At 46.6% G+C, this 14,044-nt stretch carries 13 protein-coding genes; all 13 read left to right on the plus strand.

Translation table 11 applies throughout. From position 1 onward, the window contains the following. The first annotated feature begins 13 nt into the window (after positions 1–13). The 13 genes from lptE (at position 14) to B3S93_RS10800 (ending at position 14,014) form a co-directional block, all read left to right on the plus strand. Positions 14–499 (plus strand): LPS assembly lipoprotein LptE, encoded by a 486-nt coding sequence (gene lptE, locus B3S93_RS10740; RefSeq protein WP_292354766.1) that lies wholly within the window; start codon positions 14–16, stop codon positions 497–499. Positions 500–504: 5 nt separating this feature from the next. Further along, positions 505–1,536: a DNA polymerase III subunit delta gene (holA, locus tag B3S93_RS10745; protein ID WP_292402019.1), complete on the plus strand. Its 1,032-nt coding sequence runs from the start codon at positions 505–507 to the stop codon at positions 1,534–1,536. A gap of 29 nt (positions 1,537–1,565) precedes the next feature. Next, positions 1,566–2,822: a glutamate-5-semialdehyde dehydrogenase gene (locus B3S93_RS10750; protein WP_292402021.1), complete on the plus strand. Its 1,257-nt coding sequence runs from the start codon at positions 1,566–1,568 to the stop codon at positions 2,820–2,822. Then, complete coding sequence (gene nadD, locus B3S93_RS10755; protein ID WP_292402023.1) at positions 2,803–3,462, plus strand: nicotinate-nucleotide adenylyltransferase; 660 nt, start codon at positions 2,803–2,805, stop codon at positions 3,460–3,462. The genes B3S93_RS10750 and nadD overlap by 20 nt, the downstream gene beginning before the upstream one ends. A 6-nt stretch (positions 3,463–3,468) precedes the next feature. Further along, complete coding sequence (locus B3S93_RS10760) at positions 3,469–4,320, plus strand: YdcF family protein (RefSeq protein WP_292354774.1); 852 nt, start codon at positions 3,469–3,471, stop codon at positions 4,318–4,320. 33 nt (positions 4,321–4,353) lie between these two features. After that, positions 4,354–4,710, plus strand: coding sequence for a ribosome silencing factor (gene rsfS / locus B3S93_RS10765; RefSeq protein WP_014706491.1), 357 nt, complete (start codon positions 4,354–4,356; stop codon positions 4,708–4,710). Beyond that, positions 4,707–5,177 carry a 23S rRNA (pseudouridine(1915)-N(3))-methyltransferase RlmH gene (gene rlmH / locus B3S93_RS10770; protein ID WP_292354777.1) on the plus strand — a complete coding sequence of 157 codons (471 nt, stop codon included), beginning with the start codon at positions 4,707–4,709 and terminating at the stop codon, positions 5,175–5,177. Before rsfS ends, rlmH begins: the two co-directional genes overlap by 4 nt. Beyond that, positions 5,174–5,761, plus strand: a complete 588-nt coding sequence (locus B3S93_RS10775; protein ID WP_292402024.1) for a Maf family protein — start codon at positions 5,174–5,176, stop codon at positions 5,759–5,761. Before rlmH ends, B3S93_RS10775 begins: the two co-directional genes overlap by 4 nt. Beyond that, complete coding sequence (gene rng / locus B3S93_RS10780; protein WP_292354781.1) at positions 5,751–7,223, plus strand: ribonuclease G; 1,473 nt, start codon at positions 5,751–5,753, stop codon at positions 7,221–7,223. The genes B3S93_RS10775 and rng overlap by 11 nt, the downstream gene beginning before the upstream one ends. A gap of 2 nt (positions 7,224–7,225) precedes the next feature. Then, positions 7,226–11,035, plus strand: a complete 3,810-nt coding sequence (locus B3S93_RS10785) for a YhdP family protein (RefSeq protein ID WP_292402026.1) — start codon at positions 7,226–7,228, stop codon at positions 11,033–11,035. 260 nt (positions 11,036–11,295) lie between these two features. Further along, positions 11,296–12,738, plus strand: a complete 1,443-nt coding sequence (tldD, locus tag B3S93_RS10790; RefSeq protein ID WP_292354785.1) for a metalloprotease TldD — start codon at positions 11,296–11,298, stop codon at positions 12,736–12,738. Beyond that, positions 12,738–13,790, plus strand: coding sequence for a tRNA (5-methylaminomethyl-2-thiouridylate)-methyltransferase (locus B3S93_RS10795; RefSeq protein WP_292402028.1), 1,053 nt, complete (start codon positions 12,738–12,740; stop codon positions 13,788–13,790). The genes tldD and B3S93_RS10795 overlap by 1 nt, the downstream gene beginning before the upstream one ends. Next, positions 13,787–14,014 (plus strand): sulfurtransferase TusA family protein, encoded by a 228-nt coding sequence (locus B3S93_RS10800; protein ID WP_292354788.1) that lies wholly within the window; start codon positions 13,787–13,789, stop codon positions 14,012–14,014. The genes B3S93_RS10795 and B3S93_RS10800 overlap by 4 nt, the downstream gene beginning before the upstream one ends. The last annotated feature ends 30 nt before the right edge of the window (positions 14,015–14,044 follow it).

Genomic DNA, 14,044 nt, shown 5'->3' on the forward strand with positions numbered 1-14,044 from the left:
AAAGGAAACAGTAATGTTGAAGAAACTGATAATTGCAGTTTTTTGTATGACGGTAGCGGCTTGCGGTTTCCAGTTGCGTGGTGCCGCAGATTTACCTGAAAGCATACAGACATTGCATATTCAGGGGATCAGTATGCGTCAGGGACTCGGCTTGGAACTGAAACGCACCTTGAGACGTAACGGTATTAATGTGGTTGACGACTATATGGAAGGCGCGGCGGTATTAAGCTTCCTGGAAAATCGCTATGAGCGACATGTATTGTCAGTCGGGGGTAATGCCAAGGTCAGTGAATATGAATTGATATTGGAAGTCGCATTTCAACTGACAGACAATCAGCAAAATAAACTAATCGATAATGAACGATTTGAAGCCCAGCGAGATTATCAGTTTGACCAGGAACAGGTATTAGGACGTGATGGTGAAGAAAGTTTGTTGCGTGAAGAAATGGAAAAACAAATCAGTCAGGCAATAGTTCGCCGTTTATCCGCTTTGGATTAGATTTGATGCGAGTTAAAGCAGAACAGCTCAGCTCACAGATACAACGTAGTTTTCCTGTCACCAGTGTGCTATATGGTGATGAACCTCTGCTAGTGGAAGAAGCTGCGGATACGATCCGTCAGCAAGCCAAAGTTCAGGGTATTACCGAACGGCAGGTTTGGCATGCCGATGCCCGTTTTGACTGGTCCAAACTTAGATTTGCTGACGATAGTCTTTCCCTGTTTGCTTCGCAGAAACTGGTCGAGATCAGGTTGCCTTCAGGGGCCCCCGGTAAAGAAGGCGGAGCGTTTCTGAGAGAATTTGCCGAGCAACCTGCACCCGATACGTTTTTATTACTGATCACTGGCAAGCTGACGCCCCAGCAACAAAAAGCAAAGTGGTTTACTGCATTGGAAAGTGCAGGCATCAGTGTTCCGCTCTGGCCGGTCAGTATTGAAATGCTTCCCCGCTGGATCCAGCAGCGCATGCAACAGAAAGGCTTGCAGGCAAACTTCTCTGTCGCCACCATGCTGGCAGAAAGAACAGAAGGCAATTTATTCGCTGCCGCTCAGGAAATCGATAAACTGGTATTACTTAGCCCTGATGGAAATGTGGATGAACCCTTATTAATGGAAAGCGTTACTGACAGTGCCCGATTTGAAGCATTTTCACTGATGGATGCTGTCTATGCTGGTCAGTCTGCCAAGATTCCGCGTATGTTAAGAATGTTACAGGCGGAAGGTAATGATGTATTGGCCGTGTTTTCGGCAGTATCCTGGTCTTTACATCGAATGGTTGATATGGCCGATCAATTGGACAAAGGTGCTGCACCGGCCCAGGTTTTCAGCAGTCAGAAACCTCCCGTTTGGGATAAGGCGAGACCGTTGATTCAAACAGGATTACGTCGCCATGCTGCAGCAAAATGGCGAACATTTTTACCGCAAATGGCGGCAATTGATCGCGCTGCAAAAGGTGGCGGTAATGATAATGCATGGCGGATGCTGACCACCCTGTGTCTACAGGTTGCTGGTGTGCCAATGCAATTACAGCAAACATGAAAGCAGAGAAATTAAAAGAGGAGAGTGCTGTGGAAGTCGCAGCCTACATGCAGAAACTGGGTCAACAGGCCCGCGAAGCCAGCCGGGTATTAGCACGCGCAACGACCAATAATAAAAATGCGGCGCTATTGGCGATTGCCACGGCGATCCGCAGTCAGGCTGATGGCTTGAAAACTGCCAATAAACAGGATTTGCAGGCTGGCAAAGCCAAAGGACTGGATGCTGCGATGCTGGATCGTTTGACATTGACCGATGACCGGATTGAGTCAATGGCACAAGGTCTGGAACAAATTGCGGCATTACCTGATCCTATCGGCGAAATCAGTGATATGCGGTATCGGCCTTCCGGTATTCAATTGGGCCAGATGCGGGTACCGCTGGGCGTTATTGGCATTATTTATGAATCACGGCCAAATGTGACCGCGGATGCAGCAGGATTATGTCTGAAATCCGGTAATGCAACTATTCTGCGTGGTGGCAGCGAAGCAATACATTCGAATCAGGCTATTGCAGACTGCATCCATCAGGGATTGCAGCAGGCCGGTTTACCAATTACTGCGGTTCAGGTCGTTGAAATCACGGATCGTGAAGTAGTAGGTCAACTGATTACTATGCCTGAATATGTCGATGTCATAGTGCCACGCGGTGGGAAGAGTCTGATAGAACGTATCAGTCATGACGCTCGAGTGCCTGTTATCAAGCATCTTGATGGCATCTGTCATGTATATGTCGATGTGGAAGCTGATTTGAGCATGGCGCAAGAGATTGCCTTTAATGCCAAATGTCACCGTTATGGTGTATGCAATGCAATGGAAACGCTGCTGGTACATGCTGATATTGCCAGCGAGTTTTTGCCTGCTATGGCCAAGCGTTTTATCAATGAAGGCGTTGAATTACGAGGCTGCAATGAAACCTTACATATTCTGCCGGATATCACCGTGGCAACGGACGCCGATTGGAATACTGAATATCTTGCCCCCATTCTGTCGATAAAAATTGTCAATGATGTAGACGATGCGATGCTGCATATTTATCAGCATAGTTCTGCCCATACCGAAAGTATCGTGACGCAAAATTATGACACCGCTAGACGCTTTCTGCAGGAAGTGGACTCCAGTTCAGTGTTGGTAAATGCATCGACACGTTTTGCTGATGGTTTTGAATATGGTCTGGGTGCTGAAATCGGTATTTCTACCGATAAATTGCATGCTCGTGGTCCGGTGGGTTTAAATGGTTTGACGTCACAAAAATGGATAGTGTTTGGTAGTGGTCAAATCAGAACATAAAACCGAGGCAATAGGCATTCTTGGCGGTACCTTTGATCCGGTGCATTTCGGGCATTTGCGCTCGGCTCTGGAAGTCTGTCAGCAGCTGGAGTTAAATCATGTCCGGCTGATTCCGTGTGCGATACCGCCGCATCGCCAGCCCACCATGGCCAGTGCTGATGCACGGCGGTTGATGCTGGAAATCGCAGTAAAATATGTTCCCCAATTAACCGTTGACGATCGAGAACTGCATCGTGAAGGGCCCTCTTTTTCGGTGGATACCTTACTCAGTCTGCGCGAACAATTTGTTAATAACCCATTATTTCTTATTCTGGGTACCGATGCTTTTCGTAACATTAGCAGCTGGTCCCGCTGGCAACAGATTTTGCATTTAGCGCATATCGTGGTGGTGCAAAGACCTGATGAAACATTGGATATGCATGAAGAACTAGAGGTCTGGTATCACCAGAATATGGCTCAGGCAGAAGATCGACAACTCTCATCAGGCAAGATATGGCCATTGAATGTAACGCCAATGGCGATTTCCGCCACGCAAATCCGTGATGAATTGTCGGCGGGAAACCCGGTCAATTTTTTGTTACCGGATTCGGTTATTGCTGTGATAGAGCAATTAGAACTCTACCAGTCGAAAAAACAGTAACGTTTAATGGAACAAGTATTTTTTGTACTATCAAAATTGGCTTGGGCATTGCTCAGTCCGTTTATGATGCTTAATCTGTTCCTGGTATTTGGCACGCTATTTTTATTGTTCGGTTACCGAACAATCGCGTTAAGATTTCTGTTGCCAGCGCTGGTGTTCAGTTTGAGTCTGATGATATTTCCAATTGGCGACTGGTTAATTCATCCACTGGAAGCCCGTATCAGCCAACCCCAGCAGCTGCCAGAAAATATTGATGGCATCATTGTTCTGGGGGGCGGTGAAGATATAAAAACCACCATCAGTTGGCAACAGCCTCAGGTCGGCCAGGCCAGTGACCGTTATTTTGGGGCTGCATTGTTAGCCAAAAAGTACCCTGACAGTCCAATCATTTTTACCGGTGGTAGCAATTTACTGCGCTTTGATGCCGGGGCAACGCCTGCCGAGCTTAGCCATCAATTATTGACCATGGTGGGAATTGATGAAGAGCGACTGATCATTGAATCTCAGTCACGTAATACCTACGAAAATTTCCAACGGCTAAAAACAGTCATACCCAAAAGAAATGGCCAGTATCTTTTGGTGACATCGGCTTATCATATGCCGCGGTCAGTAGGCATTGCTGAAAAACAGGGTATAAAGGTATTACCCTATCCGGTGGATTATCGCAGTCAGACGGGAGAGTCCCGTCAGTTGGACTTTGCGGTTTTTGAACAACTGGAAAAACTTGAGCCTGCCTGGCGCGAGTGGGTCGGACTGACCGCCTATTTCATTACCAGAAAAACCAGCCAGTGGTTTCCGGAGGGGCCGAGTGACCGCTTCGTCGAAACCACCACAGACGCACAGGCTGACATACGTTAAACTTAACAACGAAATTTATTATTTGGAGTGCCCATGAAGGCAGAACAATTGAAATTATTAGTGATAGACGCACTGGAAGACATTAAAGCAGAGGATATTACCGTGCTGGATGTAACCGGTATGACCGATGTTACGGATGTGATGATCATCGCTACTGGTAAATCCAACAGACAGGTTAAAGCATTGGCGAATGAAGTTTCTTCGCAGGCAAAAGCGGCTGGCGTCCAACCTCTCGGCATGGAAGGTGAAGATATTGGCGAATGGGCTTTGGTGGATTTAGGTGACGTAATTGCACATATTATGACACCGCAAACCAGAGCGACTTACAATCTGGAAAAATTATGGTCTGTCGCTGAAGTTACGCAAAGTGCTTCGGCAGATAGTGAATGAAACTGAATCTGCTTGCTGTCGGCCAGAAAATGCCGCAGTGGGTTATCGAAGGTTATAACGAATACGCACGGCGTATGCCGAGGGAATGTCAGCTTAATCTGCAGGAAATTGCTCCGTCAAAGCGAGGTAAATCAGGCAGTTCAGGACAATGGATGCAGGAAGAGGGCAAACGGATCATGACCGCTTTACCGCAAAATGATTATGTGGTCGCGCTGGAAGTCGGTGGTCGTAACTGGTCGACGGAACAGCTGGCGGAGCAATTAAAAAACTGGCAGGCATCCGGTCGGGATGTCAGTCTGTTGATTGGTGGACCGGATGGCTTATCCGATGAGTGCCAGCAACGTGCCGATCAAAAATGGTCATTATCCAATCTGACCTTGCCACATCCGTTGGTTCGAATTGTGGTTGCAGAACAGTTATATCGTGCCTGGACGGTTCTGCAGAATCATCCCTACCATCGCGCATGAAATTTCCCAAAGTTTATCTGGCCTCTGCTTCACCGCGACGGCGTGAACTCCTGACTCAAATCGGAGTCGATTTTTCTGTATTAAACGTTGCCGTTGATGAATCTGTTTTAGCGGCAGAAACGCCGTCCGATTATGCCAAGCGTATTGCATTAGCCAAAGCTCAGGCAGGCTGGGAAACTCTAAAGACAGACTATCGACCGGTCATAGGCGCCGATACTGCTGTGGTTTTGCCTTCACAGCAAATTCTTGGCAAGCCGGAAAACCTGCAACAGGCAGAAGCTTTTTTGCTGCAATTATCTGCTAGCAGACATCAGGTGCTCAGCGCAGTGGCGATTGTCTGGCAACAGCAACATTGGCTAAGCTTGCAAATCAGTGACGTACAATTCAAAAAGCTGAGTTCAGCCGAAATTGACTGGTATCTTGCCACTGGAGAAGGAAAAGATAAGGCTGGAGGATATGCGGTACAGGGCTTAGCTGCTATGTTTATTGAAAATATCAAAGGCAGTTACTCCGGTGTGATGGGCCTGCCATTATTTGAAACCAGTCAGCTTTTACAACAGGTAAATATCGTCAATGAGCAGTGAAATTCTGATTAATGTCACGCCCAGTGAAACCCGTGCTGCAGTGGTGGAAAACGGTGTGTTGCAGGAAATTTTCATTGAGCGCAGTGAACATCGTGGATTAGTTGGCAACATATACAAAGGAAAAGTCTGTCGGGTATTACCTGGGATGCAGGCTGCCTTTGTTGAGATCGGCTTATCCCGTGCAGCCTTTCTGCACGCTTCGGATATTTCGATTCCCAAAGGACAGTCTGGTGATTTAAAAGAAGCCCCGCGAATTACACCGCCGATTACCAGCCTGCTACGCGAGGGTGATGAGTTATTGGTTCAGGTGATCAAGGATCCGATGGGCAGTAAAGGCGCAAGATTGACCACGCAGTTGTCAGCTTCATCCCGTTATCTGGTGTATATGCCCGAAGCGGAAGGCATCGGCATCTCATTGAAAATTGAGGGTGAAGCTGAGCGCGAGCGACTGAAAATCTGTTTGTCGGAGCTGTTGGGAGAGCAACAGGGGGGATACATTTTACGTACAGCAGCAGAAGGTGTCAGCGATGCCGAATTACGCGCCGATCTGGATTTTTTGCATCGCTTGTGGGAAAAACTGCGTCAACGCGTCACTTCTACCCAATGCGGGGAGGCTTTATATCAGGATTTGCCCTTAACCTTACGTGCTTTGCGGGATTTGTTTTCTCCAGAGATTGATCGCATTCGCATTGATGCTGCTGAAACCTTTAAAGAAGCTCAGCAGTTTGCTGAAGGATTTATGCCGGAATGTGCTGCCCGACTGGAACATTATCGGGGGGATCGACCATTATTTGATTTATTTGGTGTGGAAGACGAAATTCAGAAAGCACTGGATCGTAAGGTGCCACTGAAATCAGGTGGATATGTGATTTTTGATCAGACCGAAGCTATGACCACCGTCGACGTAAACACCGGTGGCTTTGTCGGCCATAAAAATCTCGAAGAAACCATTTTCAAAACCAATCTTGAAGCTGCACAGGCCATAGCACGCCAGCTGCGAGTGCGAAACCTTGGCGGCATTATCATTATTGATTTTATTGATATGGAAGAACTCAGTCACCGTGAACAGGTTTTGCGGACGCTGGAAAAAGCCATGTTGCTGGATCGAGCCAAACATAATATCTGTGCGGTTTCCGAACTGGGGCTGGTGGAAATGACCCGTAAACGCACGCGTGAAAGCCTGGGGCATATCCTTTGTGAGCCCTGTCCCTGCTGTGATGGTCGAGGCTATACCAAAAATGTTGAAACGGTCTGTTATGAGATTTTCCGAGAAATTCTGCGTGAATCGCGTCAATACGAATCGAAACAGTTTCTGGTGTTGGCCTCTCAGGACGTGATTGATCGTCTTAATGATGAAGATTCCACGAAAGTGGCTGAGTTAGAGCAATTTATTAGTAAACCGATTCTGTTTCAGTGTGAGCCTCAATATGGCCGTGAACAATTTAATGTGGTGCTGATGTAGTTATGTCGCTTATGCATCGCAGCCTGCACATTGCAGGAAGACAAGTTACCAATATTGTGGTTATGACTGCGGTGATCATGCTGGTCTGTGTTGGACTGGCGTACTGGTTTTCCAATGCCATTGCCGAACGAAAAGATGAAATTGCTGCATGGGCAACTGAAAAAACCGGTTATCCGATTCAAATTGGTGAAGCAGGTCTTTACTGGTTTGATTTGTTTCCAAAATTAATGGTGACCGATATTTCGGTGATGCAGGCAGAGCCAGATATTGGTGAACTGTTTACCGCAGAAGAGCTTTATATCGGTGTCGATCTGATTGCCAGTTTGCAGCAAAGAGCGTTGGTGGTTGATACGGCACGTATCTCTGGTCTGCAATTGGGCATAAAACGTTCTGCTGATGGTGATATCAGCCTTATCGGTCTGCAGGGAAAGTCTGTTGATCAAAAGTTTGATGACACACAGATTGACTGGGCCGAGCAGATCCGCTCATGGCGTGGCATCGAACTATTGTCGGCCCAAATCCAATTCGATGACCAAATGCAACCTCAGTTCAGTGGTCTTTATGAAGTAAATGAACTGGCCTTATTGCAGGGCAAACAATCCACATTGATAGGTGATATTCAATTACCTCACCATCTGGGGCAGCAACTAAGTTTCACAGTAGACGCAATGTTAACGTCATCAGGAATCTCAAATTGGCAGGTTGAGCAGCTGGACGCCAGACAATTGCAATTGGCCACAATTTTTCAGAATCAACAAATGCAAGATGTGTCTGTGACACGTGGCCGTGCTGATGTCAGTGTTGGTATTGGTTCAAACTTGAATAAACAATGGCAAGGGCAAATTCAGCTTTTAGATGTTGCACTGGAAAACCTGAGTCATCCAGATCGTGGATCAGTCACTATAAATTCTTTGTCAGGAGAATTTAACTGGCAGGGAGATGGAACTGCATGGCAATTAGCTGCCGAGCCGATCCAGCTAACTATTGATGATGACAGTTGGCCTCAGTCCACATTAAATCTAAAGTTTTCAGAAACTGATGGCTGGTTTGCAGAAACCAGTTTTGTTCGTCTCAGCGATCTGACAGCGTTAGCATTATTAAGTGATAAAGCACCAGCCCTACTGACACAGTATCAGCCTGCTGGAGATATCCGAGACATACAACTATCACTGAACAGTAATAATGAACTTCAGTCTGCAAAGATGATTGTGGATGAGTTTGCCAGTCAACCGGTTGATCAAGTGCCAGGGGTGACTGGACTTAGTATGGAGGTTGAATGGGAACCGGCTTCCGCCCATGCACTGATCAGCAGCCGTAACCTGACGATGTATGCACCCACCTGGTTGCCTGAAGCAATTTATTTCGATGTGGCCGAAGCTAATCTGGACTGGAACACTGCTGAAACGAACTGGCAGATGCAGCTGACAGATTTGAATATCTGGAACAATGATATGACCCTGCGCGGTGAAGTTGGTCTTGAACATCAATCCAATACCACGTTTGCCGATATAGATCTGCAGATGCTGGATGTGGCAATTGCAAATTGGTTGAGTTATGTGCCGCGTTCAATTCTGGATCCGGATTATCTAAAGTGGGCAGAAAAGGCTTATACCGGCGGCCAGATTGAAACAGGAAGCCTCAAATTAAAAGGCAATTTGGCAGAGTTTCCGTTTACTGGCGAGAATAGCAAAAACGAATTTGAAGCTACGCTTAATGTCATTAACGTGGGCCTGGATTATGGTAAAGGCTGGCCGGTATTGGAAAATATTAGTGGCCAAGTTCTGAGCAGCGGCAACAAATTAGATATTTTGCCTAAAGCCGGCAGAATTGCCGGGTTTGATTTTGTAAATGTCAGTGCTGAAATCAACAATATCTACGCTGGCAAACCGGTGTTGGATCTGACCGGGTTGTTATCAGGAAATACAGAGGATGCCTTGAATTTTTTACAGGCAAGCCCGCTCAGTTCGCGGTATGGCGATATCACCGATTGGGTAAAAGCTGAAGGCAAAAGCAATATTGCCCTTAACTTGAAAATTCCATTACTTGATCCAAATGCCACTGATGCCGATGGTCATGTCAGTTTTGAAACCAGTCAGCTCACGGTTACCGCCATGCCGGATATGCCGATTCAAAATATCAACGGCCAGTTATTTTTCAGTAATGATGGAGTAAACGCAGAGGCGATTACCGCCACTTTTTTAGACAGGCCTATGAAGATTGATGTCCTACCTGGAACGGAGTCGACATTGGTGACTGCAAAAGGTGAGATATCCAGCCAGCAGCTGGCGCAGTTATGGCAGGGCAAAATGCCTGGCTTTGTAAAAGGTACGACACAATATCAAGCCGATGTGGAAGTGAGTGAAAAGTCATTAGGTGAATTTGATACCGATATTCGGGTGACTTCTGAACTGGCGGGGCTGACAATTGAGGCTCCGGAACCGTTGGGGAAAACTGCCGCTGATAAACGGTTATTAGATATTAAATTGAGTAAAGATGACGAACAGCGATCATTACTGCAATTAAATTATGCTGATATAGCAAGCGCTGTCTGGCTGCTTGCGGATTCTGCTCGCGGTGAAATTACTATTGGTATTCCAGAGCCTGAGCTACCGGCAAGCGGTATTCGATTAAGAGGGCGTCTGAACGAGTTGTCCATTTCGGAGTGGACGCAATGGCAACAAACCTGGTTGGCAGACAGCATTACTGAACAAAACTTCGATAATTGGCCAGCGGTTGATATTGAACTTGCAGTGGACAACCTGCGGTTTAATCAGTGGGTGCTTAACGACGTTCAAACCAAAGCTTTTCAACGTAATCAAATATGGCAAATGGATATTCAATCTCGGCAGCTAAGAGGCGATATTCGTTGGCCCGTTGATTCAGATTCACTGCCAACCTTGCACTTTGACTTCGTCGATCTGCAGTTACCCGCATCGAACAATCAGTCAAATGGTCGCAAAAAATTCAAATCCGAGTTATGGCCAAGTTTTCAGTTAAATATTGATCGTTTGACAGTTGATGGTATGCAACTGGGACGTGTACAGGCCCGGGCGCTTCAGCAAGGGAATAGCTGGTTGTTGCAAAGTGCCAGTATGCAATCGGCAGTTTTACAAGCGGAACTGGATGGCGTCTGGCAAAAAAACGACCTTGCGGATAGCAGTCAGCTAAATTTAAAACTCACCAGTAATGATCTTGCCGGCTTGTTTGAGGATTTGGGTTATCAAGCCGCCATTCATTCTAATCAGGTTGAGGTTACCGGACAGTTTAGCTGGCCAGACGAACCGTTAAATCTTTCAATGGCCAACCTGCAAGGCAATTTGAATTTGCAAATCGATGATGGTCAATTGGTGGACGTTGAGCCAGGTGCAGCAGGACGCATATTTGGTTTAATGAGTTTTGCTGCTATTCCACGGCGGCTGGCACTGGATTTCAGTGATTTTTTTGGTAAAGGTTTTTCTTTCCGGGAAATCAGTGGCGATTTTCAATTTGCCAATGGTCAGGCGGTTACTGATAACTTGAACATGCGTGGCGACAGCGCCAGTATTGATGTTACCGGACCGATTAATATTGTTGATAGAACCTATCACCAAACAGTTGTTGTCACGCCAAATGTATCATCCACCCTGCCACTTGCCGGTGCAGTTGCCGGCGGGCCAGTTGGTCTGGGAGTTGGAACAGCGATCTATCTGGTTGATCGAATTGCCGGTCGATTATTTGATCGGGATCTGGTCGATATGATTAGCTATCGTTATCGACTCACTGGTCCTTGGGATGACCCGGATTTATCGCTGAAGACACATGAAAATCCTTGAGGTTTGTCGAGATCAGTAGGAGGTGTTTAGAAAATAATATCACTGTTCATGTTCTGTACTATATCTTCCCGCCATTCCAGGTGGCTGGAAGAGCCTGTTAGCAATATTGTAGGCGTCGCTCGCAAAATGCCGGGATAACTGAATGCGTATCATAAATTTTACTTGCCATACTCCAGGTTTAATTGTTGTCAGTCACAACAGAGTCGGTTAGTAATGTTTGATCTGCTAAGATAGTCAATTTATCGCGTAGTTCAAAAGTAATGACAAATCCTATATTTGACCAACTGGAACAACAGATCCTGATGCCTGCAGAGTTGCAGTCACAGGATATCGAACAAGCTTTATCAAGCGCCATGCGTCCTGGTGTTGATTTTGCTGATTTGTATTTTCAGCGTTCGCGTGGCGAAAACTGGTTGATGGATGACGGCATTATAAAAGACGGTGGCTATCATCTTGAGCAGGGCGTTGGGGTAAGGGCTTGCAGCGGTGAAAAAACCGGCTTTGCCTACTCCGATGATCTGAGTTTGAAGTCATTGCTGGAGGCGACCAGCGCGGCCAGTGCTGTGGTAAAACATGGTCAGCAAAAACAGATTGATGCTCGGAAAAACGTTCATGCGTCGCCCTTTTATTCTGACCTTGATCCCATATTGGGCATGGATACTCAGACAAAATTAAACCTGTTGCGGGAAGCCGATGCATATGCCCGCGCAGCCGATCCCCGCGTTACCCAGGTGACAGTCAGTTTAGCCGGTAGTCTCGAACATATTCTAATCGCTGCCAGTGATGGTACCTATGCTGCTGATATTCGGCCGTTAATACGGATGAATGTCAGTGTTATCGTTGAATCTAATGGACGGCGGGAGCGTGGCAGCGCCGGTGGCGGTCGGCGTCTGGACTATCAGTATTTTATTGATAATGATTTAGCGGTAGGTTTTGCCAAAGAAGCTGTGCGGCAGGCTCTGGTTAATCTGGAAGCCGTTGATGCTCCTGCTGGAACAATGCCTGTAGTGTTAGCTTCAGGTTGGCCTGGCGTGTTATTGCATGAAGCTGTAGGGCATGGCTTGGAAGGCGACTTCAATCGCCGGGATACCTCAGCCTTTTCTGGCAAAATCGGTGAACAAGTAGCATCACCCTTATGTACCGTGGTGGATGATGGCACATTAATGGATCGACGTGGATCATTGACGATTGATGATGAAGGTACGCCAACCGAATTCACCACATTGATAGAAAACGGCCGACTCACAGGCTATATGCAGGATAAATTAAATGCCCGGTTGATGGGGATGCGCAGTACCGGCAATGGTCGTCGTGAATCCTATGCACATTTGCCGATGCCCCGTATGACCAATACCTATATGCTGGCTGGACAACACAAAGCAGAAGAAATTATCGCCAGTGTTGAAAAGGGTATTTATGCGGTTAATTTTGGTGGTGGTCAGGTTGATATTACCTCCGGCAAATTTGTATTTTCCAGCAGTGAAGCCTATCTGATTGAAAATGGCAAAGTGACTCGTCCCGTTAAAGGCGCCACATTAATTGGCAACGGTCCTGAAGTCATGAATCGTATCAGTATGGTGGCTGATGATCTTGAACTGGATTCGGGCATTGGTAACTGCGGTAAAGAAGGACAGAGCGTGCCAGTTGGCGTCGGCCAGCCGACATTGAAAATTGATGCTTTGACGGTTGGGGGCACAGCATAATGAGTTCAGTGCACAAAGCCGTCGCTTTGATTTCAGGCGGTCTGGATTCCATGCTTGCGGTGCGGGTACTTCAGGAACAGGGAATTGAAGTAGAAGGCATCAACTTTTTTACCGGGTTCTGCGTTGAAGGGCATACCCACGCAATTCGTAATCAGCATAAAGACAAGCAGAAACGTAATAATGCATTATGGGTCGCGGAACAGCTGGGAATCAAATTACATATCATTGATGTGATTGAAGAATACAAAGACGTGTTGCTCAATCCAAAACATGGCTATGGCGCTAATATGAACCCTTGCCTGGACTGTAAAATCTTTATGGTCAAAAAAGCGGTTGAATGGGTGAAAGAAAATCATATGCAGGGTTTTGATTTTATCATTACCGGCGAAGTCATTGGTCAGCGTCCCAAATCTCAATTAAAGCGCACTATGCCGATCGTGGCAGCTGAATCGGGGGCTGAGGATTTACTGTTACGTCCGTTATGTGCCAAAAACCTCCAACCAACCAAACCAGAACGTGAAGGATGGGTAGACCGCAATAAGCTTTATGATTTTCATGGACGCAACCGCAAGCCGCAGATTGCATTGGCAAAACAGTTTGGCTTTGATGATTTTGCCACCCCTGCCGGAGGATGCTGTTTCCTGACCGATGAAAGTTATTCAAGTAAGTTAGTCGATTTATGGACAGCCAGAAACAGCCGTGAATATGAGTTGGATGACATTATGTTATTGAAAGTTGGCCGGCATATTCGGCCAAAAGCGGATTTTAAAATGATCATTGCCCGGGATGCTGGAGAGAGTAAATTCCTCGAAGGTTATCGCAAACAGTTTACCAGCCTGTATTCAACCAGCCATAATGGACCAATGGCCATTATTGATGGTGATATTGAACAACAGGATTTTCCGCTGGCGGCATCCATCGTGGCGCGTTATGGTCAGGGCCGACATGCTGATGAAGTTGAAGTAGAAATTACCGTACCGGATAAACCACCGAGGCATATTCAGGCTCGCCCGATTAAAGTTGAGCAGGTTCCACAGGAGTGGTACGTGTGAAACAGATTGAATTAGATGCAAGAAGATTGTTATGTCCCTTGCCAGTCATCAAAACGCAGAATAAAGTAGCGGAATTATCATCTGGAGATATTCTCACAGTTATTTGCACCGATCCCGGTGCGTTGAGTGATATTCCGGCATGGGCAAGGATCCATGGACATCAGATTGTAAAGTCGGTTGAAAAGGATGATGAAATCATTATTACGGTCTGTGTTGGTGCGTAGCACTTTATTGGTGCATTGCAAGTGTCGAGT

Source organism: Methylophaga sp. UBA3613 (genome assembly GCF_002375415.1).
In the GTDB taxonomy this organism is placed as follows: domain Bacteria; phylum Pseudomonadota; class Gammaproteobacteria; order Nitrosococcales; family Methylophagaceae; genus Methylophaga.